General features: G+C 72.8%; 20 protein-coding genes. 5 read left to right on the plus strand and 15 right to left on the minus strand.

The annotated features are described in order from the left end of the window. Nucleotides 1–18: 18 nt before the first annotated feature. From ACZ7DL_RS00575 to ACZ7DL_RS00585, 3 genes are all read right to left on the minus strand, one after another. Complete coding sequence (locus ACZ7DL_RS00575) at nt 19–192, minus strand: hypothetical protein (RefSeq protein ID WP_470770265.1); 174 nt, start codon at nt 190–192, stop codon at nt 19–21. 218 nt (nt 193–410) lie between these two features. Then, nucleotides 411–872, minus strand: coding sequence for a molybdenum cofactor biosynthesis protein MoaE (locus ACZ7DL_RS00580; RefSeq protein WP_470770267.1), 462 nt, complete (start codon nt 870–872; stop codon nt 411–413). A 106-nt stretch (nt 873–978) separates the two neighbouring features. Next, nucleotides 979–2091 carry an SDR family oxidoreductase gene (locus ACZ7DL_RS00585; RefSeq protein WP_470770269.1) on the minus strand — a complete coding sequence of 371 codons (1113 nt, stop codon included), beginning with the start codon at nt 2089–2091 and terminating at the stop codon, nt 979–981. Between the two features lie 191 nt (nt 2092–2282). Between ACZ7DL_RS00585 and ACZ7DL_RS00590 the strand changes: the two genes are divergently transcribed. Continuing rightward, nucleotides 2283–3731 carry a zinc-dependent metalloprotease gene (locus tag ACZ7DL_RS00590; RefSeq protein WP_470770270.1) on the plus strand — a complete coding sequence of 483 codons (1449 nt, stop codon included), beginning with the start codon at nt 2283–2285 and terminating at the stop codon, nt 3729–3731. Then, entirely contained in the window at nt 3728–4249 is a 522-nt protein-coding gene (locus ACZ7DL_RS00595) for an NUDIX hydrolase (protein WP_470770272.1), read from the plus strand. Before ACZ7DL_RS00590 ends, ACZ7DL_RS00595 begins: the two co-directional genes overlap by 4 nt. A gap of 56 nt (nt 4250–4305) precedes the next feature. Here ACZ7DL_RS00595 and ACZ7DL_RS00600 read toward each other — a convergent pair whose 3' ends face one another. The 4 genes from ACZ7DL_RS00600 to ACZ7DL_RS00615 all read right to left on the minus strand — a co-directional run bounded on the left by ACZ7DL_RS00600 (nt 4306) and on the right by ACZ7DL_RS00615 (nt 8232). After that, entirely contained in the window at nt 4306–5061 is a 756-nt protein-coding gene (locus tag ACZ7DL_RS00600) for an AIM24 family protein (RefSeq protein ID WP_470770274.1), read from the minus strand. Between the two features lie 17 nt (nt 5062–5078). Further along, nucleotides 5079–5759, minus strand: coding sequence for an AIM24 family protein (locus ACZ7DL_RS00605; RefSeq protein ID WP_470770275.1), 681 nt, complete (start codon nt 5757–5759; stop codon nt 5079–5081). 11 nt (nt 5760–5770) lie between these two features. Further along, nucleotides 5771–7492, minus strand: coding sequence for a TerD family protein (locus ACZ7DL_RS00610; protein WP_470770277.1), 1722 nt, complete (start codon nt 7490–7492; stop codon nt 5771–5773). Between the two features lie 134 nt (nt 7493–7626). Beyond that, on the minus strand, nt 7627–8232 hold the full coding sequence (locus tag ACZ7DL_RS00615; RefSeq protein WP_470770278.1) for a M48 metallopeptidase family protein: 606 nt from the start codon (nt 8230–8232) through the stop codon (nt 7627–7629). 416 nt (nt 8233–8648) lie between these two features. Here ACZ7DL_RS00615 and ACZ7DL_RS00620 point away from each other — a divergent pair, with 416 nt between their 5' ends. Continuing rightward, nucleotides 8649–9863 (plus strand): TOMM precursor leader peptide-binding protein, encoded by a 1215-nt coding sequence (locus tag ACZ7DL_RS00620; RefSeq protein WP_470770279.1) that lies wholly within the window; start codon nt 8649–8651, stop codon nt 9861–9863. Continuing rightward, the gene (locus ACZ7DL_RS00625) at nt 9856–11235 is read left to right on the plus strand and encodes an ABC1 kinase family protein (protein ID WP_470770280.1); all 1380 of its coding nucleotides are present in this window, start codon (nt 9856–9858) and stop codon (nt 11233–11235) included. Before ACZ7DL_RS00620 ends, ACZ7DL_RS00625 begins: the two co-directional genes overlap by 8 nt. Before the next feature lie 115 nt (nt 11236–11350). Here ACZ7DL_RS00625 and ACZ7DL_RS00630 read toward each other — a convergent pair whose 3' ends face one another. The 5 genes from ACZ7DL_RS00630 to ACZ7DL_RS00650 form a co-directional block, all read right to left on the minus strand. Beyond that, nucleotides 11351–11563: a hypothetical protein gene (locus tag ACZ7DL_RS00630; protein WP_470770281.1), complete on the minus strand. Its 213-nt coding sequence runs from the start codon at nt 11561–11563 to the stop codon at nt 11351–11353. A 138-nt stretch (nt 11564–11701) separates the two neighbouring features. After that, the gene (locus ACZ7DL_RS00635; protein WP_470770282.1) at nt 11702–12025 is read right to left on the minus strand and encodes a hypothetical protein; all 324 of its coding nucleotides are present in this window, start codon (nt 12023–12025) and stop codon (nt 11702–11704) included. Further along, nucleotides 12022–12390, minus strand: a complete 369-nt coding sequence (locus tag ACZ7DL_RS00640) for a WhiB family transcriptional regulator (protein WP_103817702.1) — start codon at nt 12388–12390, stop codon at nt 12022–12024. The genes ACZ7DL_RS00635 and ACZ7DL_RS00640 overlap by 4 nt, the downstream gene beginning before the upstream one ends. Before the next feature lie 173 nt (nt 12391–12563). Then, nucleotides 12564–12884 (minus strand): hypothetical protein, encoded by a 321-nt coding sequence (locus ACZ7DL_RS00645; RefSeq protein ID WP_470770284.1) that lies wholly within the window; start codon nt 12882–12884, stop codon nt 12564–12566. A 162-nt stretch (nt 12885–13046) separates the two neighbouring features. Then, complete coding sequence (locus tag ACZ7DL_RS00650) at nt 13047–15242, minus strand: ATP-dependent DNA helicase UvrD2 (protein ID WP_470770285.1); 2196 nt, start codon at nt 15240–15242, stop codon at nt 13047–13049. A 208-nt stretch (nt 15243–15450) separates the two neighbouring features. On the opposite strand from ACZ7DL_RS00650, the gene ACZ7DL_RS00655 reads away from it, so the two are divergent. Further along, nucleotides 15451–15693 carry a mycoredoxin gene (locus tag ACZ7DL_RS00655; protein ID WP_201827110.1) on the plus strand — a complete coding sequence of 81 codons (243 nt, stop codon included), beginning with the start codon at nt 15451–15453 and terminating at the stop codon, nt 15691–15693. A 170-nt stretch (nt 15694–15863) separates the two neighbouring features. Here ACZ7DL_RS00655 and nudC read toward each other — a convergent pair whose 3' ends face one another. From nudC to ACZ7DL_RS00670, 3 genes are all read right to left on the minus strand, one after another. Further along, nucleotides 15864–16808: an NAD(+) diphosphatase gene (gene nudC, locus ACZ7DL_RS00660; protein WP_470770286.1), complete on the minus strand. Its 945-nt coding sequence runs from the start codon at nt 16806–16808 to the stop codon at nt 15864–15866. Between the two features lie 151 nt (nt 16809–16959). Next, entirely contained in the window at nt 16960–18363 is a 1404-nt protein-coding gene (locus tag ACZ7DL_RS00665; RefSeq protein ID WP_470770288.1) for a dipeptidase, read from the minus strand. A gap of 53 nt (nt 18364–18416) precedes the next feature. Then, nucleotides 18417–22058: an ATP-dependent helicase gene (locus ACZ7DL_RS00670; protein ID WP_470770289.1), complete on the minus strand. Its 3642-nt coding sequence runs from the start codon at nt 22056–22058 to the stop codon at nt 18417–18419. Nucleotides 22059–22134: the final 76 nt, after the last annotated feature.

Consider the following 22134-nt stretch of genomic DNA (forward strand, 5'->3'; position numbering starts at 1 on the left):
ACCGTGAGGGCACCCCCGTCACGCACCGCGCGCACCGGAGCGGGACTTCTCCATGGCTTCGCGGAACCGGGCGTATCCGTCCAGCTCAGGGCCGTCACTGCGCGCCTTGCGGGTCCGATTCGCCCAACTGCCCCACAGCCCGCCGCCGATCGCAGCCACAAGCGGAATCAGCAGCCAGACAAGCACCCCCATGCCGACCTCCATACGCCATGAGCGTCCGCAACTGACTGATCAGCAGATTAACCATCCGCACGGACAACGCTCACGCGAGGGTCCCGGTTACGCAACCGGAGGGAACTGTGCGCCGACCGTGACGGCAAACGGGGGACGAGCGAGGCCGACCGGGGAACGCCGGGAGGGGCTCGACGGGCGTCGGGAGGGGACGGGGATCGGCGGGCGCCGGCGAGCGATCAGCAGGCGCCGACCCACTCCTCGGTGCCGTCGGAGAACTTCTGGTGCTTCCAGATGGGGACCTCGTGCTTGAGGTCGTCGATCAGCTTGCGGCAGGCGTCGAAGGCCTCCCCGCGGTGCGGGCAGGCCACGGCGACGACGACGGCGAGATCTCCGACCCGGAGGTCGCCCACCCGGTGGACGGCGGCCAGCGCCCGCACCGGATGGTCCGCGACGACCTTCTCGGCGATCCGCCGCATCTCGGCCTCGGCACTGGGGTGGCACGAATACCCGAGCGCGTCCACGTCGGCGCCCCCGTCGTGGTTCCGCACGGTCCCCACGAACAGCGCGATGCCGCCGGCCGCGTCGTCCCCGACGGCCCGGAACACCTCGTCCACGGAGAGCGCGGTCTCCCGGACACCGATCAGCTTGATGGGATCCTGAGCCGCCCGCTCACCGGGGTGGTCGTTCGTGAGTGCCATGCGTCCATCGTGCCGCACGCGCCCCACATCGCGGAATACGAGTTTCACCAGGCACGCGCGCGGGGCGCTTTGGATGCTTCTACAGCGGCGGGCGGAGCCCCTTGCCTCACACGCGCCGCCGAGCCTTCCGGGCCCGCCGTACGACGGCCGCCGCGCCCAGCAGAGCCACCGTCGCCCCGGCCGCACCGGCCGCCGTCGCGTCCTTCCGGCCCAGCCGCCGTCCGGCCACCGTGTGCCGCCCGGCAACCTCCTCCAGCAGCTCCGCGAGCACCTCCTCGTTGGTCCACTTCGGCCGCCACCCGGCATCGTGCAGCCGGCTCCCGCTGATCACCCAGGGGTACATCGTGTACGCCAGGTCCCCGGCCGGAGAGGGGGTGAGCCCGATCCGGTGCAGCCGGGCCGCCGCGCCGAGCGCGACCGCCGACGGCAGCTCCATCCGCCGGATCCCGCTCAGCTCCTCGACCTCCTCCTGCTCCAGCCATCCGTCACAGCCGACGGCCAGCTCCCCGTCGACCTTCTCCAGCACGGCGTACTCCAGAGCGCTGCACAGGTCCTCGACGTGGCAGAACTGCCACGCGGGCCGCGACCCGGCGACGACCAGCAGCCGCGGCGACTCGAAGTACCTGGTCAGCGCGGTGTCCGTGCCGCCCACGAGGACGGCGGGCCGTACCACGGTGACGTTCAGCCCGGGATGCGCCCGGGGCGCGCGCCGCGCCAGCCGCTCGATCTCCAGCAGGTCCCCGACGCCGGTCGCCTCGGCGGTGGCGCGCAGCTCGGCGTCCTCCGAGAGCGGCAGCTCGTTGTCCGGCAGCGCGCCGTAGACCATCGCGGAGGTGCACAGCACCACCCGGTGCACGCCGGCCGCCGCGGCGGCGGTCAGGACGGTCTGCGTCCCCCGGACGTTGTAAGCCGTACGCGCCGCCGCGTCGGTCTCCAGATCGAGGTCGAGCGCGAGGTGCACGACCACGTCGGCGCCCCGCAGCTTGTCCGCGATCGCCGGGTCGCGCACGTCGAGGATGTGCCATTGCGCGTCGGCGCACTCGCCCCGCCGCTCATCGATGGCGACGACGTGTCTGATCTCCTCCGACGCGGCGAGCCGCTCGGTGAGCAGGGCGCCGACCCCGGTGGCGGCGCCGGTCACCGCGACGACGGGCCCGCGCACGGCGGGAGGGGTTGAGGGGTTTCGCGCTGCGCGAACCTGCGGATCTGGGGAACTCACCGGGCGTCTCCAGCGGTTGTCTTCAGTACGAGCGCGAGTGACGCGTACGTACCAGGTGCATCCATCCTGCCGCAGGCCTTCCGTGGGCGAAGCACCGAGGCCCGATCGGGTCCGGGTGTCTACGCTGGGTGGTGTTGTCGGGCAGCCGCGCCGCCGGAGGAAACCGGTGGCCTTACCAGCCGAGGAATCCCGTGAGTGACACCCCATTCGGTTTCGGCCTTCCGCCGGAGGAGCCGGAAGACGGCGACGAGGGCAAGAAGAAGGACCAGCAGAGCGGTGGTGGGCAGGGACCGGCCAATCCGTTCGGTTTCGGCGGCCTGCCCGGAGCCGGCGGCTTTGGCGGCCCCGGCGCCGACAACCCGCTCGCAGCCATGTTCGGTTCCCTGAACCCCACCGACCTGGGCGCAGCCTTCCAGCAGCTGGGCCAGATGCTCTCGTACGAGGGCGGCCCGGTGAACTGGGACATGGCCAAGCAGATCGCCCGCCAGACGGTCTCCCAGGGCACCCCGGACGGCACGAAGGACGCCAGCGTCGGCCCGGCCGAGCGCCGGGCGGTGGAGGAGGCCGTGCGCCTGGCCGACCTGTGGCTGGACGACGCGACGTCCCTGCCGTCGGGCTCCGGCACGGCGGTGGCCTGGTCCCGCGCGGAGTGGGTCGAGGCGACCCTGCCGGCCTGGCAGGAGCTGGTCGACCCGGTCGCCGAGCGGGTCGGCGCGGCCATGGGTGACGTCCTGCCGGAGGAGATGCAGGCCATGGCGGGCCCGCTGATCGGCATGATGCGCTCGATGGGCGGCGCCATGTTCGGCACGCAGATCGGGCAGGCCGTGGGCGTGCTCGCGGGCGAGGTCGTCGGCTCGACCGACATCGGCCTGCCGCTCGGCCCGGCCGGCAAGGCCGCGCTGCTGCCGGCCAACGTGGAGGCGTTCGGCAAGGACCTGGGCGTGCCGCAGGAGGAGGTGCGGCTCTACCTGGCGCTGCGCGAGGCCGCCCACCAGCGCCTGTTCGCGCACGTGCCGTGGCTGCGCTCGCACCTGTTCGGCGCGGTCGACGGCTACGCGCGCGGGATCAAGGTCGACACGGCGAAGCTGGAGGACGTGGTCGGCCAGTTCGACCCGCAGAATCCCGAGCAGCTCCAGGACGCGCTTCAGCAGGGCATGTTCCAGCCCGAGGACACGCCCGAGCAGAAGGCGGCCCTGGCCCGGCTGGAGACCGCTCTGGCGCTCGTGGAGGGCTGGGTGGACGCGGTGGTCCACGCCGCCGCCAAGCCGCGTCTGGGGTCCGCCGACGCCCTGCGCGAGACACTGCGCCGCCGCCGCGCGACCGGTGGCCCGGCCGAGCAGACGTTCGCCACGCTGATCGGCCTGGAGCTGCGCCCGCGTCGGCTGCGCGACGCCTCCCGCCTGTGGGCCTCGCTCACGGACGCGCGCGGGGTCGACGGCCGCGACGGCCTGTGGGCGCACCCGGACATGCTGCCGACCGCGACCGACCTGGACGACCCCGACGGATTCGTCCACCGCGAGCACATGGACTTCTCCGAGCTGGACAAGATGCTCGGGGAGGCGGCGGGCGGCTCGACCAAGCCCGACCTGCGCAAGAAGGACGACGAAGACGACGACGGCAAGGGCGACGACACCGAGTGAGCCTGTACGACGACGCGGTCCTCGTCCTGAAGGGATACGAGGGCCAGGACGAGCTGCGCCAGGCCTACCTGGATCACCTGGCGGCCCATCCGGACGGCATGTGGAAGGCCTGCCACGCGGGTCACCTCACGGCCAGCGCCCTGGTGATCGACCCCGAGCGCGGCCGGGTGCTGCTCACGCTGCACAGGAAGCTGCGGATGTGGCTCCAGATGGGCGGCCACTGCGAGCCGGGCGACGCCACGCTGGAGGCGGCGGCGCTGCGCGAGGCAACCGAGGAGTCCGGCATTCCGGGGCTGACGCTGCTGCCCGGGGGCCCGGTGCGGCTGGACCGGCATCCGATCCCGGCGCCGTGCCACTGGCACCTCGACGTCCAGTACGCGGTACTGGCCCCGCCCGGCGCGGTGCAGGCGATCAGCGACGAGTCGCTGGACCTGCGCTGGTACGCCTACGACGAGGTGGACGGCGTGGCGGACGAGTCCGTCGTACGCCTGCTGGAGGCCACGCGGTCCCGGCTCTGACGGCATGAGGGGTGGCCGCATGCACGGTCACCCCTCGTCTGCCGGCCTGTCGTGGCTCAGCTCCAGACGTTGCCCTGGTTCTGGCCGCGCGCGCCCTGCTGTCCCATGCCGAACTGGGCGGAGAGACCCTGTCCGATCACCGCGTTCTGCGGCGGCAGCAGCTCGCTGGGCTGCACGAGCGCGAACCCGGAGCCCAGGAAGCTCAGCTCCCAGCCCTCACCGGTGTTGCCGCGCCGCCTCCACACGCCGGAGGAGTGCGTCTGGGCCTGCATCTGCACGCGCAGCCCGGTGGACCAGGCCACGATCGCGTCCGCGTCGCAGTTGACGTACTTGTCGGGCGTGACCTGCATCAGCAGCGGCGCGCCCGAGGTCATCAGGGCCACCTTGCCGCGCCCGGTGATGTTGAGCTGGTACTTCCCGGAGCCGGAGATGCCGTAGAGGCTGTCGACGGCGATGACCTCGTGGTGCAGCGAGGAATCCATCGCGAGGACATAGCTGCTGTCGACGGTCAGTCCGTCCTGCTCCACGTCCACGAGATGGACGTGCTGCTTGAGGTTGGCGAGGTAGACCGTGCCCTGTCCGTGACAGCGCATCAGGTCCAGGCCCTCGCCGGTGTGCGCACGCGCGCGTGCCTGGTTGTTGCTGCGGTACTCGGCGTCGAACTCGACCAGGCCCTGGTAGGCGACCATGGTGCCCTTGCGGGCGAGGATGTCGTCGTGGCCCTCCAGGGTGACCCGGAGCATCTGCTTGTTCTGGAGGCTCCAGCGCTCCTGCGTCTGCAGGTCGTTGTGTGCGAAAAGCGGGCTCTGCATGGCTTTCTGGCTCCCCCTCAGCCCCGGATCCGGAGGCGGTCGGTGCTGTCCTCGCTGGGCTGGACGACGACGATGCCCTGGCCGGAGAAGGCCATCTGGTAGGCCTCGCCGCTGCCCCGGCCGATCAGCGACTGCGCCTTGAAGCTGCGCTTGCCCTTGACCTTCAGGTTCGGCGACCAGGCGACGAGCGCGTCCGGGTCGACGTACGTCTCGTCCTCCCCGCCGCCGCAGTCGACGACGATCGGCTTGCCCCGGGAGGTCAGGGCCACCCAGCCCTGCCCGGAGATCTTCGTGTTCCACAGGCCCTGGCCGGCGAACTTGGCGAGCCCCTTCACCCGCTCCACACCCCAGCTGAGGTGGGCGTCGAAGGCGAGGAGATTGGTGGCGTTGACGGAGATGCCGTCGCCGTTGAGGTTGATGACGACGACGTTCGCGCCGTAGTCGGCGAGGTAGAGCAGGCCGTCGCCGGAGCACTTCATCAGCGGGGCGCCCTCGCCGGTGATCCAGTCGCGGGCGATCTGGCGGACCGCCGGCGGGTTGGGCTCGTACTGGATGAAGCCTTCGTAGGCGACCATCGACCCCACGCGCGCGAGGAGGTCGTTCCCGGTCTGCATGGCGACCTTCAGCATGTGGTTGCCGTGGTTCTCCATGCGGGCGGTGACGGGTGCGGGGGCATGGCCCGCGAGCGGCTGGTTCATGACGGGCTCCCTCAGACCTCGTACGGCTGGACGACGATGAAGTTGCCGGGCGCACCCCGGAACTGGAGGTTGACGCTCTCGCCGGTGTCGCCCGGGTAGGCGTTGCGGCGCATGCGGACCTGGCTGGACACGATCACCTGGGAGGCGGCCGACCAGGCGACGACGGCGTTGCAGTCGGCGAAGGTGGTCGGCGTGACCGGCAGCACCACGGGCGTGCCGTGCGTCTTGACGACGATCGTGCCGGTGCCCTGGAACTGCATGGTGAACAGCGCGCCGCCCGGGATGCCGTGCCCCTCGATGCGGCGGACCTCGTACTGGAGGCTCTCGTCGAAGGCGAGGACGTTCTCCGCGGAGACGCAGATCGCGTCGCCCTGGAGCTCGACCGGGTGCAGGTGGGTCGAGTTCTCGGCGAGGAAGACCTGGCCCTGGCCGGTGCAGCGCATCAGCTGCATCTCCTGGCCGGTCGCGTTGCCGACGACCCGGCCCATGAAGCCGGCGCCCTTGTAGCTGAAGTCGACCTTGCCCTGGTAGAGCACCATGCTGCCCTGCCGGGCCAGCACCGGCTGGCCGCCGATGCCGAGGTCGACGCGGACCAGCTTCTTGTTCTGCTGCGTCCAGCGCTGGCCGGTCGGCGTCTCCTTGAACGCCTGGAGCGCGGCCGTCACTCCGGCACCGCCCTGGGGCGCGCCCTGCGGCACTCCGTAGGGGGCGGGCTGCTGGCCGGGGACCTGGCCGTAGCCCGGCGGCATGGGCGGAGTCGGCTGACCGCCGTAGGAGGGCGGCTGCTGACCGTAGCCCGGGGGCAGCGGCGCGCCGGGCTGGCCGCCGTACGACGGCTGCTGGGGCGGCTGGCCGTAGGGCGCGGGGGCCGCGGGCGCGGACGGCGGCGGGACGGTGCCGCCGGGGGGCGGGGTCAGCGGGGCGACGACCGTCTGCGCGGCGTGCACGTTCGGCGCGGGGGCCGGGGGCGGGGTGTGGCCGGGCGGGGCCTGGCCGGGCGGCGGGGCGAAGCCCTGCGGGGGCGTGCTCCCGGACGGCGGGGCGAAGCCCTGTGCGGCGGGCTGCGGCGCGGGCGCAGGGGCGGGCGCGGGGGCGGGGGCGGCCGGGGCTCCGAACGCGGGTGGCGGTGTGGACTGGGCGGGCGGGGCGAAGCCGGGGGCCGCGCCGGGCTGCGGCTGCTGCTGCGGAGCGGCGGGCGCCTCCTCCTCCATCACCTCGCCGCCGAAGTTCTTCAGCAGCGCATCCAGGCCGCCGTCGAAGCCCTGTCCGACGGCGGCGAACCGCCACCCGTCCTTGAAGTAGAAGTCACCGAGCATCACGGCCCGCTCGGTGGAGAACTCCGCGCCGCTGAAGGAGTACCGGGCGACCTCCTCGCCGCCCGCCACGATGCGCAGGTATCCCGGGGCGATCTGTGACATCTGCCCGGCGCCGTCGAGGGTCGCCGTGAAGGACAGCTTGCGGATGTGCGAGGGGATCCGGTCGAGCGTGACCCGGAACGACTCCGTGTCACCCGCCTGGGCACCGAGCAGCTGGATGGACTCCTCGGGGGACTTCGGCTGGTTGAAGAAGACGAAGTACCGGTCGTCCGTAAGACGCTCGTCGGCGTCCAGACCGAAGCAGCTGATGTCGAAGGTCAGTCCGGGAGCGGAGATCTGCACGCCTACGTACAGATCCGTGCCCGCCGTGAGGTCACTGATCCTGGCCTTGTGGCCGCGTTGGAATTCCCTGGCCATGCGTTACGACCGTCCCCCATCCCGAATGTGAGTGCGTCGCGCCAGGCTAACGGCAAAGACCGACAACGGCCCCAGGTGGGCGTGGTCGGTACACACCCGGTACACAACCGCACCCGGCTGCTCACACAGGAGGCTCAGGCGTCCCGCTCACCCCGCGCGCCGGGCACGTGCGGCAGCCGTTCGGCGGCGACCACCCCTTCGAGATAGCCGCGCGCCCGCTCGGTGCGCGGATAGGCGTCCAGCAGCCGCCAGAAGTCGGGGCCGTGACCGGGGACCAGCAGATGCGCCAGCTCGTGGCAGAGCACGTAGTCGATGACGTACTCCGGCATCCCCTGGAGCCGGTGCGAGAGCCGGATGCTGCCCTCGGCCGGGGTGCACGAACCCCAGCGGGTGTTCTGGTTGGTGACCCAGCGCACGGAGGCGGGCCGCGCCCGGCCGTCGAAGTACTGGGCCGACAGCCGTTCGGCGCGCTCGGTCAGCTCGGCGTCGCCCAGCACCCGCTTGCTCTCCTGGGCAGCGAGTTTGTCGAGCATGACGGTCACCCAGCGCTGCTCCTCCGCCTTCGACATCCGGGCGGGGATCAGTACGACGGTGCGATCGCCCTCGCGGTACGCGGAGACCGTCCGGCGGCGCCGGGCACTCCTGCGGACCTCGATCGCGCTCGCCCCCGAGCCGCCGGGCGGCTGGCTCGTCGTGCTGTGCTGTGGTTTTCCGGCACGGTGCAGTGGGTCGGCGGGCACGCCCCGACGTTACCCGGTGGGCATGGGCAAAGTCCCGGCTCCGGGACGGTTCGCTGCTGATCCCCCACCATGTGTTTGATTCGTAGGACCGATCCATTGGTCCGACTTGCACAGGTTTGTCGGTCAGTTGGCGTGTGACGTACTCCTGATGTGATGCGACGCGGCCGCCCTGGTGTGATGTGCTGCGGCGCTGGCATGCTGTGGCGCGGTCCTGGTGTGCTGTGGCGCGGTACCGGTGTGCCGTGACGCGGCTCGCGTTTGTACGACTGATCCCTCCCGCCTGTGGACAACTTCCGGCACCCGGCGCCCGGGCCGGGCATGCTGGCAGGCGTCGGCGGAGCGCTACCGGTTCCGCCGGCAGGACGGACACCCCGGACGTTCCGGGGCTGTCACAACGGACACGGGGGGGGCGAGGCATGCATCCGGTGGTGAAGCCCGCGCTGCGGCGCGGCTGGCGCGATCGCAACACCGTGCAGTTCGGGATGACCCCGGCGCACGCGTTGACACTGGGCCCGATGGACACGGCGACGGGCAGCTTCCTTGAGCTGCTCGACGGCACCCGCGGGCTGCCGCTGCTGCGCGAGGAGGGCCGTCGCATGGACGTGCCGGACGACCGTGTCGACGCGCTGGTGGAGCGGCTGGCCCGCGCGGGCCTCGTCGACGACGCGCGCGGCGGCGGGCCGGCCGCGGACGCGCTGCGGGACAAGACGGAGGTCCTCGAGCGGCTGCGCCCCGACCTCGCCTCGCTGTCCCTGATCACGCCCGAGCCGGGCGGGGCGCCGGCCCGGCTGGCCGCCCGGCGCGCGCTGCGGGTGCGGGTACGGGGTGCGGGCCGGGTCGGCGCCCTGCTGGCGTCGGTGCTGTCGGGCGCCGGCGTCGGCGAGGTCGACGTACGCGACGTGGGCCGCGTGGAGCCCTGGGACGTGGCGCCGGGCGGACTGCCCACCGAGTCGCTCGGCGACCGTCGGGACGCGGCGGCACGGGCCGCCGTCCGCCGCGCGGCGCCGGACCGCCCGCCGCGTCACGCCCACTCCCCGGGGTCCGGCACCGAGGATCCCGGCCTCTCACTGGTGATCTTCGCGCCCCGCGACGACGTCGCCGTGCACGCCCCGGATCCGTTCACCGCCGAACCGCTCATGGCCTCCGGCACGCCCCACCTGTATGCCGGTGTCGTGGAGGGCACGGGCGTCGTCGGTCCGCTGGTCCTGCCCGGCGAGACGGGCTGCGCCGGCTGTCTGCACCGGGACCGCACGGACCGGGACCCGGCCTGGCCCCGGCTGGTCACCCAGTGGCGTTCCGGCAGGGCCCGCCGGATCGGCGCCTGCGATCTCACCCTGGCCACGGCGGTCGCCGGTCTCGCCGCCGCGCACGCCCTGGCCTTCCTCGACGGGGAGTCGCCGTCCGGCGCGGGTACCCGCTGGGAGGTGTCCCTGCCCGGCCTGAACTGGCGCGCCCGGCCGGTCCGGCCGCATCCGGAATGCGGCTGCGGGGCGGCGAGGAGACGTAACCGGGAGCACTCCTCAACCGGTGGGGAACCACGCGAGACAATGGCGGTGCAACGGCCGTCGACGGAGCGACGAAACGAAGCGGGCGCGGCGCGGCCGACTGGGACCTGGAGGGCGCATGTCTGATCTTCCCCGGAAGGCGGTCACCCGTACCGCCAAGCTCGCCGCGCTCCCGCTCGGCTTCGCCGGCCGGGCGACCTGGGGGCTGGGCAAACGGATCGTGGGCGAGTCCGCGGAGATCGTCGGCCGCGAGCTGCAACAGCGCACGGCGGAGCAGCTGTTCAAGGTGCTCGGCGAGCTGAAGGGCGGCGCGATGAAGTTCGGGCAGGCCATGTCCGTCTTCGAGTCCGCGCTGCCGGAGGAGATCGCCGGCCCCTACCGCGCCGCCCTGACCAAGCTCCAGGACGCGGCGCCGCCAATGCCGACCCGCACGGTGCACGCGGTGCTGGAGGAGCGGCTGGGGCCGGACTGGCGCGATCTTTTCGAGGAGTTCGAGGACAAGCCGGCCGCGGCCGCCTCGATCGGCCAGGTGCACCGGGCGGTGTGGCACGACGGCCGCGAGGTGGCGGTCAAGGTGCAGTACCCGGGGGCCGGCGAGGCCCTGCTCTCCGACCTCGGCCAACTGAGCCGGTTCGCCCGGCTGCTGGGGCCCCTCATCCCGGGCATGGACATCAAGCCGCTGATCGCGGAGCTGCGGGACCGGGTCTCCGAGGAGCTGGACTACGGCCTGGAGGCGCAGGCCCAGACGGCGCACGCGGAGGAGTTCGCGGACGACCCGGACGTGGTCGTCCCGGCGGTGGTGCACCAGTGCGAGCAGGTCCTGGTCACCGAGTGGATCGATGGCATCCCGCTGTCCGAGATCATCGCGGACGGCACCCAGGAGCAGCGCGACCGGGCCGGTCAGCTCCTTGCCCGCTTCCTCTTCTCGGGCCCGGCCCGCACCGGCCTGCTGCACGCCGATCCGCACCCGGGCAACTTCCGGCTGCTGCCCGGCGGCCCCGCCGGTGAGGACGACTGGCGCCTCGGCGTCCTGGACTTCGGCACGGTCGACCGGCTCCCCGGCGGCCTGCCGGCCCCGATCGGCGTCTCCCTGCGGATGACGCTGGACGGCGACGCCGAGACGGTTTACGAGCTGCTCTGCGCGGAGGGGTTCGTGAAGGAGACCATCGAGCTGGACCCGGACGCGGTCCTCGACTACCTGCTGCCGATCATCGAGCCGGCCCGGGTCGAGGCGTTCACCTTCACCCGGTCCTGGATGCGCAGCCAGGCCGCCCGCGTCGGCGACCCCCGCTCCCCCGCCTACCAGCTCGGCAAACGTCTCAACCTGCCGCCGGCCTACCTGCTGATACACCGGGTGACCCTGAGCACCATCGGGGTGCTCTGCCAGCTGGGCGCCACGGTCCGGCTGCGGGAGGAGCTGGAGGAGTGGCTGCCGGGCTTCGTGACCGACCCGGCCGAGGGGGACGCCGGCGAGGAGGAACCGGCGGCGGGCGCCTGACCGGGTCCGCACCGGCGCCGGGCCAGAAGGCTGCCTGACCGCGCGCCGGCGCCCCGCGTCACCCGCTCTCCGAACCGGCCGGCCTTCCCCGCTCTTCTCACCGCCGGGCCGGCTCTCACCACCAGGCCGAGTCCAGCCGTCCCTCGATCGCGCGGAGGTTCTCGCGGGAGCAGGCGTCGCAGAAGTACTGGCGGACGCCGTTCTCCACGGAGCAGGTCCAGGTGACCGGCTGGGGGCCGTCCGCGGGGGTGCCGCAGCGGGCGCACACGACGGGACGGGGCGCCGCGGTGGAGCCGCCCTGATCACTTCCTCCGGGAAGACTCGTCACCCGGCGACGATAACTCCGTACCCGGCACTTCGCCGTGCGCAACGCACCGCGGGGGCCGGTCCGTTCGGCCGGACCGGCCCCCGCGGAGAAGCTTCGCCTCCCTGTGCCGGGAGGCCACCGCTGCTCGGGTGTGTTCCTTTACTGCATGACGGCCATGGCGAGAGCGCGGCGGGCGCGCATCGAGGCGCGCTCGGCCCGGCGCTGCATCCGCCGGGCGGCGGCCAGGCGTACGGCCCGGCGTTCGCGCTCGGCGTCATGGAGCCGCTCGTGCATATGCGCGCGAGCCAGGGCTTCTTGCATGAGTTGCATCTCTCGGTTCCTGTTCTGGCGCGCTTCGGTCGCGCCGGTGGTGCTGAAGTCTGAGGTCGCGGAGCCTGCGGGCTCGCTGGTGGACGGCTTCATCGGGGCCTGCTTCTGGGGGTCGTGCGTGAGGGGGCGGTCGATCGTTCCTGCGGTGTTCATGCCGTGACCGGGTTCTTCCGCGGGCGACCACGGGGCCGCTTCCGGGCGACGACGACACCCTGGACGAACAGCTCGCCACCCCAGACGCCCCAGGGCTCACGCCGCTCCTTGGCGCCGGCGAGGCAGGCCTCCATCAGCGGGCAGGTGCGGCAGAGGGACTTGGCGTACTCGACGTCCGCGGGCGACTCGGCGAAGAAGACCTCCGGGTCGTAGGAGCGGCAGGGGACGGGTACGCCGAGGTTCTCGATGGCGTCGTCGAGCGCGGTGAGCGCGGTGAGGGGGGTCAAGGTGGAGTCCTCCGTGAGGCCGGGCGGGGGGATCGTTTGCGAAGGCGGTACGGACGGGGCGTGCGCTTCGAGTTGCACGGTTGGTTTTCCTCGTCTGGTCGGTCCGGCCGGTTGACCGGGTGGCGGCTTGGTACCGGGTTCTTTTCTTGTCCCGAGGCCCCTTCGCTCCGTCGTCCCGTTCGGGACAAACAGAAGGGCCGCGGATCCCGGATGGGGTTCCGCGGCCCTGAAGGCGCCGGCCTGATCGGCTGTCAGGCTGGATCGCTCCAGGGTTCTGGCCCACGGAAGGCCCACATCAGGTGGTGCTGCGTCGTCTGCTTCCGGAATCCGGCACCGGCCGCCGCAAAGGCATAGGCATGTGCCTGTGCCGCTACCGCTTCCAGTGCCTTGGTCGGTCGCTCGTTGCGCTCGCGGACAGGGAGGCCCGCGAGGGCAAGGGAGGACGCCGGACGGACGGCACGAATGCCGGACAGACCGGTGCCCTGGTTCGAGGCGCCGAGCATGCACGTGGAGACGGTCGAGCGATCGGTCAGTTTGGCCGTGCTGATGGTGCTGATGTTGATGCTGATCACTGGACTCGCCTCCTCTCGGCGTCTCTGGGACTGGGTGAACCAGTCCGTCGGATGTGCAAGTACAACACGGAACAGGGGCCTTGGAGAAGGCCGCTGCTTCCGTGCCTAGAACCTATGGGGATTGCCGGGGCATGCGCAAACTATTTTTTCGACGAGTTCGCATCAGTCGCTCCCGCCGCCTTCTTCAGGCTCCTGACCTGCACAAATGGCCAGAACATCGGCTCCGTAGCTGCGCAGCTTGCGGCTGAGGACGCCGGGGATGCGGGCGAGTTCGGCGGAGTTCTCCGGGCACGCCTCGGCGATGGCCATCAGCGTCCGGTCGGTGAAGACGCAGAAGTCCGGCTGGCCGCTGCGCTCGGCCTGGACCGCCCGCCACTCCCGGAGCCGCTCGTAGAGCCCTTCGTCCATGTCCGAGGGGCAGTCCTCGCAGCGCATCAGCTTCATCTCGCCCGCGTCGGTGAGCGTGCGACCGCAGACCCGGCAACGGGCGGGGGCGCGCTGGGTGCGCCGGGGGACGGCGCCGGTGCCCCCGGCGGTCCCGCGCTCCACGCCGCCGCCCGTACCGGCCCCGGAACGGCCGACGGTGGGGGTGGTGCCGGGGCGCAGGCCGTCCAGGAAGCGGCTCGCTCTGCGGCTCGGGCGTCCGCCGGGTGAGCGGGACAAGGACCAGGAGACGTGGAGGCGTTCGCGGGCGCGGGTGACGCCGACGTAGAGAAGGCGGCGTTCCTCCTCGATCTGCTCGTCGGTCCGGGCGTAGGTGATGGGCAGCATGCCCTCGGCGATGCCGACCAGGAAGACGACGTCCCACTCCAGGCCCTTGGCCGCGTGCAGGGAGGCGAGGGTGACGCCCTGGACGGTCGGGGCGTGCTGGGCGTTCGCCCGCTCGTCCAGTTCCGCGACGAAGTCACCGAGGGTGGCTCCGGGCCGGGCGGCGGCGAGGTCATGGGCGAGGTTCACCAGGGCGGCCAGGGATTCCCAGCGCTCTCTGACGGCGCCGGAGCCGGCCGGGGGCTCGGTGGTCCAGCCCTCGCCGGACAGCACCGCCCGTACCTGCGAGGGCAGGTCGACGGCCTCGTCCAGCAGGGAGTCGTTGCCGCCGAAGCGGGCCGCGCCGCGCATGGCGATGCCGGCCTTGCGGACCTCGGGCCGGTCGAAGAAGCGCTCGGCGCCGCGCAGCTGGTAGGGGACTCCGGCGTCGGCGAGGGCCTGCTCGTAGGTCTCGGACTGGGAGTTCGTGCGGAACAGGACGGCGATCTCGGCGGCCGGGACGCCCGCGTCGATCAGCTCGCGGATGCGGCGGGCGGCACCCTCGGCCTCGGCGGGCTCGTCGGTGTACTCGGTGTAGACGGGCTCGGGTCCCGGGGGGCGCTGGGAGACGAGTTCCAGCCGGTGGCCGGCGGCGCGGCCGCGGGCCTGGGCGAGCAGTCCGTTGGCGAGGTGGACGACCTGAGGAGTGGAGCGGTAGTCGCGGACCAGCTTCACGACGGTGGCGCCCGGGTGCCGGGTGCGGAAGTCGAGGAGGTGATCGGGCGTTGCTCCCGTGAACGAGTAGATGGTCTGGCTGGCGTCCCCGACGACGCACAGGCTGTCCCGGTCGCCGAGCCACAGGTCCAGTAGCCGCTGCTGGAGGGGGCTGACGTCCTGGTACTCGTCCACGACGAAGTGCTGGTACTGCGCGCGGACCTGCTCGGCGATGTCGCGCCGGTCCTGGAGGATGGCGACGGTCAGCAGCAGGACGTCCTCGAAGTCGATGACCGCCCGGTCGCGCTTGAGGTCCTCGTAGGCCGCGTAGAGGTGGGCGATCTCGGCCGGGTCGCGGGGGGCGTCGCGACCTGCCTTCGCAGCCGCGTACGGATAGTCCGCGGGGACCGTCTGGGTGACCTTGCACCATTCGATCTCGCCGGTGACGTCCCGCAGCTCGTTCCGGTCGAGGCGGGTGCCCAGGGCGGCGGCCGCGTCGGCGACGAGCTGGATCTTGCGGTCGACGAGCCGGGGCATGGAGCCACCGATTGCTTTCGGCCAGAAGTACTGGAGCTGTCGCAGAGCGGCGGAGTGGAAGGTGCGGGCCTGGACGCCCTGGGCGCCGAGTTGGCGCAGCCGGCCGCGCATCTCTCCGGCGGCGCGGTTGGTGAACGTGACGGCGAGCACACTGGACGGGTGCAGGATGCCGGCGCGCACCCCGTAGGCGATGCGGTGGGTGATCGCCCGGGTCTTGCCCGTGCCCGCTCCGGCCAGCACGCACACCGGGCCGTGCAGGGCGGTGGCCACCTCGCGCTGCTCGGGGTCGAGCCCTTCGAGCACCGCGTCGGCCGAGTCCGGTACCTGCGGGAAGAGGGTGGAGCGCGTTGCTGCTGTCACACGGCCATGCTGCCAGGTCGCCCGGGACGGCTGCGCCGGTTGTCCACAGGCAAAGGCTCGCAGTCGTATTAATCAGGGGCTCGCCGTCGTGTGAATGCGGCAGGCGTCACAGCCGAAGGCGGATACCCCGGTCGGGAATGGGGGGCCGGTCGCCTACGTTCTCTCCCTGGACGAACTTTTCCCTAGCTGCCTGAGGAGCGCGAGAGACATGCAGGGCACTGTGACGATGTACAGCACGACCTGGTGCGGCTACTGCCGACGGCTGAAGAGCCAGCTGGACCGGGAGGGCATCGCGTACAGCGAGATCAACATCGAGCAGGACCCCGAGTCCGCCGCTTTCGTGGAGAAGGCGAACGGCGGAAACCAGACGGTCCCGACCGTGCTCTTCGCGGACGGCACCACGCTGACGAACCCGTCGCTGGCCCAGGTGAAGCAGAAGCTCGCCGCGTGACCCTCCGCGGGTTTCCGCGGTGAGCGGCCGCCAGGGCGGCCCCTGTCTCTCAGGGGCCGCCCTGTTTGTTTGCCGTCCTCGGTCGTTTCCCGGCCTCGGTTGTGTCCCGTCGCCGGTTGTGTCCCGTCCCCGGCGGTTTTCCGTCCCGCGCCGGGCGCACCTCCCGCCGCTCAGACGAAGCTGCGTGTCGGCAGGGGCTTGCCGTACCACATCTCGATCAGGCGGGCCGCGATGGAGATGCCGTAGGGCGCCAGCACCTCGCCGGCCTCGAAGGCGGTGTGCAGCTCCTCCCGGGAGAACCAGCGGGCCTCGTGGATCTCGTCCCCGTCGACGTTGATCTCGGTGGAGGTGGCGCGGGCCATGAAGCCGAGCATCAGGCTGGACGGGAAGGGCCAGGGCTGGCTGGCGACGTACTCGACCGGGCCGACGGTGACGCCGACCTCCTCGGACACCTCGCGGCGCACCGCCTGCTCGATGGACTCGCCGGGCTCGACGAAGCCGGCGAGCGTGGAGAAGCGGCCCTCGGGCCAGTGGACCTGGCGGCCGAGCAGGATGCGGTCGTCGTCGTCGGTCACGGCCATGATCACGGCGGGGTCGGTGCGCGGGTAGTGCTCGGCGCCGCAGGCCGGGCAGCGGCGGATGTGGCCGGCCGCGGCGATGACCGTGCGCTCGCCGCAGCGGGAGCAGAAGCGGTGGGTGCGCTGCCAGTTCTCCAGACCGACCGCGTGCACCATGAGCCCGGCGTCGCGCGGGGACAGCAGCAGGCCGGCCTCCCGCAGCCCCGCGGGGCGCGCGGACTGGTCGATACGGCCGGGCAGCGAGTCCTTCTGGAGGGCGAAGTAGCTGACGCCGTCCCCGTCGGTGCCGAGGAAGTAGCGGTGGGCCTCGGTCAGCGGGGCCTCGAACGACGGGGTCATGACCAGCTCGGTCCGGCCGTCAGGGGTCTCGTCGATGAGCACCTGGCCGCCGGAGACCACGAAGCAGCGGGTCGTGGGGTGGCTCCACGCCGCCGCGAGCCAGGCCTCGTCCAGCCGGTGGTGGGCGGCGCGGTCGATGCCGCTCGGGGCGGTCAGCGAGATGGGTCGGTCGGCTGTGTGGTCGGTCCAGGTGGTCACGGGTGCTTCCAACTCCCCCAGGGCAGCGGTTCTGTCGGCGGGCGGTTCGGCGGGACGTAGGGCGGGAGGGCGCAGGGCCGGGCGCGGACGGGGCGACGGGGCGGTCCTTCCAGTGTGCCCCGCGCGCGGTGCCGTGCCGTACGCCGGCCGGTCAGGGTGCGGCACGCCAGTTCTCGGCCAGGTCACCCCACAGGTAGGCGCTGGTCTCGACGCCCTTGAGGAGGAGGTCCAGCTCGACCTTCTCGTCGGGGGCGTGCCAGCCGTCGGAAGGGACGGAGATGCCGAGGAACAGCACCGGGGCGCCGAGGACCTCCTGGAGATCGGCGGCGGGTCCCGAGCCGCCCTCACGGGTGAAGCGGACCGGCCCTTCGAAGGCCCGGCCCATGGCGCGGACGACGGACTGAAGCGCGGGATGGTCCAGCGGGGTCAGGCACGGGCGCGTGGCCGAGCTGAAGTCGATCTCGTACCGGATCCCGGCGGGCACCTGCTCGCCGGCCCAGGCGCGGACGGCCTTCTCGATGTGCTCGGGGTCCTGGCCGGCGACCAGCCGGAAGGACAGCTTCACCATGGCCGCGGACGGGATGATCGTCTTGCTGCCGGGGCCCTGGTAGCCGCCGCCGATGCCGTTGACCTCGGCGGTCGGGCGGGCCCAGATGCGCTCCAGGGTGGTGTATCCGGCCTCGCCGTGGGCGGCGTACGACTTGGCGGTGCGCAGCCAGCGTTCCTCGTCGAAGGGCAGCTCGGCGAACAGCTCGCGCTCGCGGTCGGTCAGCTCGACGACGCCGTCGTAGAAGCCGGGGACCGCCACGCGCGCGTGCTCGTCGTGCAGGGCGGCGACCAGGCGGGCGGCGGCGGTGGCCGGGTTGGGCACGGCACCGCCGAAGGAGCCGGAGTGGATGTCCTGATCGGGGCCGTACAGCCGGATCTCGCACTCGGCGAGGCCGCGCATGCCGGTGCACACCGTCGGGGTGTCCTCGGACCACATGCCGGTGTCGGAGACGATCACGGCGTCGGCGGCGAGCCGCCCGGCCCGCTCCTCCACCAGGGCGCGGAAGTGCGGGGAGCCGGACTCCTCCTCGCCCTCGATCAGCAGCTTCAGATTGACCGCGGGCGCGGTGCGGCCGGTGGCGGCGAGGTGGGCGCGGACGCCGAGGGTGTGGAAGAACACCTGGCCCTTGTCGTCGGCCGCCCCGCGCGCGTAGAGGCGGTTCTCGCGGACGACCGGCTCGAAGGGGTCGCTGCCCCAGCCGTCCTCGCGGGCGGCGGGCTGCACGTCGTGGTGGCCGTAGACCAGGACCGTGGGCGCCTCCGGGTCCCCCGAGGGCCATTCGGCGAAGACGGCCGGGGCACCGGGGGTCTGCCAGACCTCGGCGACCGGGAAGCCGGTCTCGGTCAGTTTCGCGGCGAGCCAGTCGGCGCTGCGCCGTACGTCGGGCGCGTGGTCGGGCTGGGCCGACACGGAGGGGATGCGCAGCCATGCGGCGAGGTCGTCGAGGAAGGCGGCGCGGTGCTGCTCGATGTACATGCGGACGGCGCTGTCCGGGGTCTGGCTCATGCTCCCGAGCCTATCCGCCCGCACCGGCAACCTCGGAGGGCGGTTCGTCACACTCAGGTCGCCTCCGGTGACCGCTCCGTCTCCCCCGTGAGCAGCCGCTCCAGCGCGGCCCGGTCCGGCAGGCCCTCGGGGCGTACGACCTCGCCGCTGCGCACGTACACGAAGGCGGCCGTGACGGACTCGGGCGGCACGCCCTGCTGCTCGGCCCAGGCCAGCCGGTACACGGCGAGCTGGAGCGGGTCTGCGGTGCGGGTGCGGCTGGTCTTCCAGTCGACGATCTCGTACGTCGTCCCGTCGCCGTCGCCGGTTCTGTAGACGGCATCGATGCGGCCCCGCACGACGCGGCCGGCGAGGCTGAGCTGGAAGGGCGCCTCGACGCGGTAGGGGGTGCGCCGGGCGTACTCCGTGCGTTCGAAGGCCGCCTTCAGGGCTTCCAGGTCGCGCTCGTCGGCGATCTCCGCGTCGCTGCCGGGCAGCTCGTCCGGTTCCAGCAGGGGCAGCGTCAGCTCCTCGAAGCGGGATTCGACCCATGCGTGGAACCGGGTGCCCCGGCGCGCGGCCGGTTGCGGGGGGCGCGGCATGGGGCGCGCGAGTTCCTGCGCGAGCCCGTCCGGGTCCTCGGCGAGACGCAGCAGCTGGGACGCGGTGAGCGTGGCGGGCAGGGGCACGTCGGTGACGGTCCGCCGGGCGCGCAGCAGTTCTCCGGTGAGCGCCTCCAGATCGCGGTCCCAGGAGGCGATGGTGCGGGCCTCCTCGGGCGTGAGCGGGGCCGGGACCGGCGGCCCGGCCGGACGGGGGCGGCGCGACGGGGCGGACGCCTGGTGGGGCACCGTGAGCCGCTCGTCGCCGCGGGCAGCGCGGTCGGCGAGGTCGGGCTCGTCAGGAACGGGGGCGTACGCGTCGTGCGGCGGCTCAGCGGCGAAGGGGTCGTCGTCGTACGGGAGGTCCTCGGCATACGGCTCCTCGCCGTACGGCTCGCCTTCGTACGCCTCCTCCGCCGCCTCCTCCGCGTACGGCTCGTCCGCGTAGGGCTCGTCGTCGTACGGCTCGTCGTCCGGCGGTGGCGGCCAGTCGGGGTTCTCGGCGCCGGCGGGGTCGTGCAGGGCCGGGCCGGGGCCGTCGGGGCGGGCGAGGGCCTCCAGGTGGGCGAGGACGGTCTCGGCGGCGGCGCGGCGGCGGGCCAGGGCGGCGGGGTCGAGCGGGAGCGGCCACACCTGGTCGGCGGTGGCCGTGTGCAGGGCCGGATTCTCCTCGTCCTCGGCAGGCTCCTCCGCCCATACCTCGATCTCGCCGTACCCGGCGGCGCAGTGGTCGTACAGGGCCTGGAGGAAGGCCGAGGGGCCGCGCCGCTTCTTCTGGCTGGGCCCCCACCAGTGGCCGGAGCCGAGGAGCAGGGAGCGGGGGCGGGTGAAGGTGACGTAGCCGAGACGGAGTTCCTCGGTGTGCTGGTGGTCCTTCATGGCCTCGTGGAAGGCCTTCATGCCCCGGGCGTCCCAGGATTCGATGTCGGGCAGGGTGTCGCTGTCGCCGCGCAGGGCGTGTGGCAGCACCTTGGCCTGGGCGGTCCACTTCTCGCGGCCCTGGGCGCTGGGGAACGTGCCGTTCACCAGTCCGGGGACGGCGACGACGTCCCACTCCAGGCCCTTGGACTTGTGCGCGGTGAGTACCTTCACGGTGTTCTCGCCGCCGGGCAGCGCGTTGTCGAGGCCCTTCTCGTACTGGGCCGCGGTGCGCAGGAAGCCGAGGAAGGCCAGCAGGGTGGCCTCGCCGTCACTCGCGGCGAAGGCGGCGGCGATGTCCAGGAAGTTGGACAGGGTCTCGCGGCGGCGGGCGGCGAGCGCGTGCGGGGATGCCGACAGCTCCACCTCCAGACCGGTGACGGCGAGGACGCGGTGCAGGACGTCCATCAGCGGGTCGGACAGCGAGCGGCGCAGGTCGCGCAGCTCGGCGGCGAGCCGGGCGAAGCGTACGCGCGCGTCCGGGGAGAACGGCAGCCCGTCGTCGTCTCCTTCCTGGACGTCCGCCTCCATCGGCGTTTCGAGGAACGTGTCCAGGGCGTCCGCGAGCGATATCACCTCGGACGGGTCCACCCCCTCCACGGCCGCGGCGAGCCGGCGGTCGGGGTCGTCTGTGTCGTCCACGCGCGCGTGGGCTACGAGCAGGCGGGCGCGGCGGCCCAGCAGGGCGAGGTCGCGGGGCCCGATGCGCCAGCGCGGTCCCGTCAGCAGGCGCACCAAGGCGGCGTTGGCGCCGGGGTCCTGGAGGACCTCGCAGACGGCGACGAGGTCGGCGATCTCGGGCAGGTGCAGCAGCCCGGACAGGCCGACCACCTCGACGGGGATGTCCCGGGCGACGAGGGCGCCCTGGATCTCGGCGAAGTCGGTCGCCGTCCGGCACAGGACGGCGATCTCGCCGGGGGGCGTGCCGGTGCGCACGAGGTGGGCGAGGGAGTCGGCGATCCAGTCGATCTCCTCGGCGTGGGTGGGCAGCAGGGCGCAGCGCACCGTGCCGTCGTACTCCGCGCCCGGGGCCGGGCGGAGGGCCTCCACACCCGCGTGCATGGCGCGCAGCGGCTCGGCGAGGCCGTTGGCGAGGTCGAGCAGGCGCCCGCCGCTGCGGCGGTTCTCGCTGAGCGCCTGCCGCGTGGCGGGCCGGCCGCCGGCGTGGGCGAAGTGCTCGGGGAAGTCGTCCAGGTTGGCCACGGAGGCGCCGCGCCAGCCGTAGATGGCCTGGCAGGGGTCGCCGACCGCGGTGACGGGGTGGCCGGTTCCGCCGCCGAACAGTCCCGCCAGCAGGACGCGCTGGGCCACGGAGGTGTCCTGGTACTCGTCCAGCAGCACCACGCGGAACTCCTCGCGCAGCAGACGGCCCACCTCGGGGATGCCGGCGAGGCGGGCCGACAGGGCGATCTGGTCGCCGAAGTCGAGCAGGTCACGCTCGCGCTTGGCGGCCCGGTAGCGCCGGACGAGGTCGGCGAGTTCCCGGCGGGCAGCGCCGGTCTCCGGGACCTTGCGCAGGTCGGCGTTGGTGAGCTTGGCGCCCTCCAGGGTGCGCAGCAGGCCGGCGTCCCAGGCACGCAGGTCCTCGGGGGCGACGAGGTGTTCGGCGAGTTCGGAGTCCAGGGTGAGCAGGTCGCTGACCAGGTCGGCGAAGGAGCGGGTCAGCGCGGGGTAGGGGCCGGGGGCCTCGCGCAGGACGCGCGCGGCCAGCTGAAAGCGGGTGGCGTCGGCCAGCAGACGTGAGGTGGGTTCCAGGCCGAGCCGCAGGCCGTGGTCGGCGAGCAGGCGGCCGGCGAAGGCGTGGTACGTCGAGATGACGGGCTCGCCCGGCGGATTGTCGGGGTCCGGCCAGGGGCTGCCGGCGCTCTGCGCCGTCGCCGAGGGGTGGTGGCCGGGCGACGGGAGGGCGTCGGGGTCGGTGACGCCGGCCTTGATCAGCGCCTTGCGGACGCGTTCGGCCAGCTCACCGGCGGCCTTGTTGGTGAAGGTCAGGCCGAGGACCTGTTCGGGGGCGACCTGTCCGGTGCCGACCAGCCAGACCACGCGGGCCGCCATCACGGTGGTCTTGCCCGACCCGGCGCCGGCCACGATCACCTGCGGGGCAGGCGGCGCGGTGATGCAGGCCGTCTGCTCCGGGGTGAACGGGATGCCGAGGAGCTCCTTGAGCTGCTCGGGGTCGGTGATACGGGCGGGCATGTCGAAAGAGGCTAGCGGCGGGCACTGACAGTCGGGAGCAGAGCACCCGTCCGGGACCGAAGAAGCGCAGGTCAGG

It is taken from the genome of Streptomyces sp. NPDC036984, assembly GCF_055607665.1.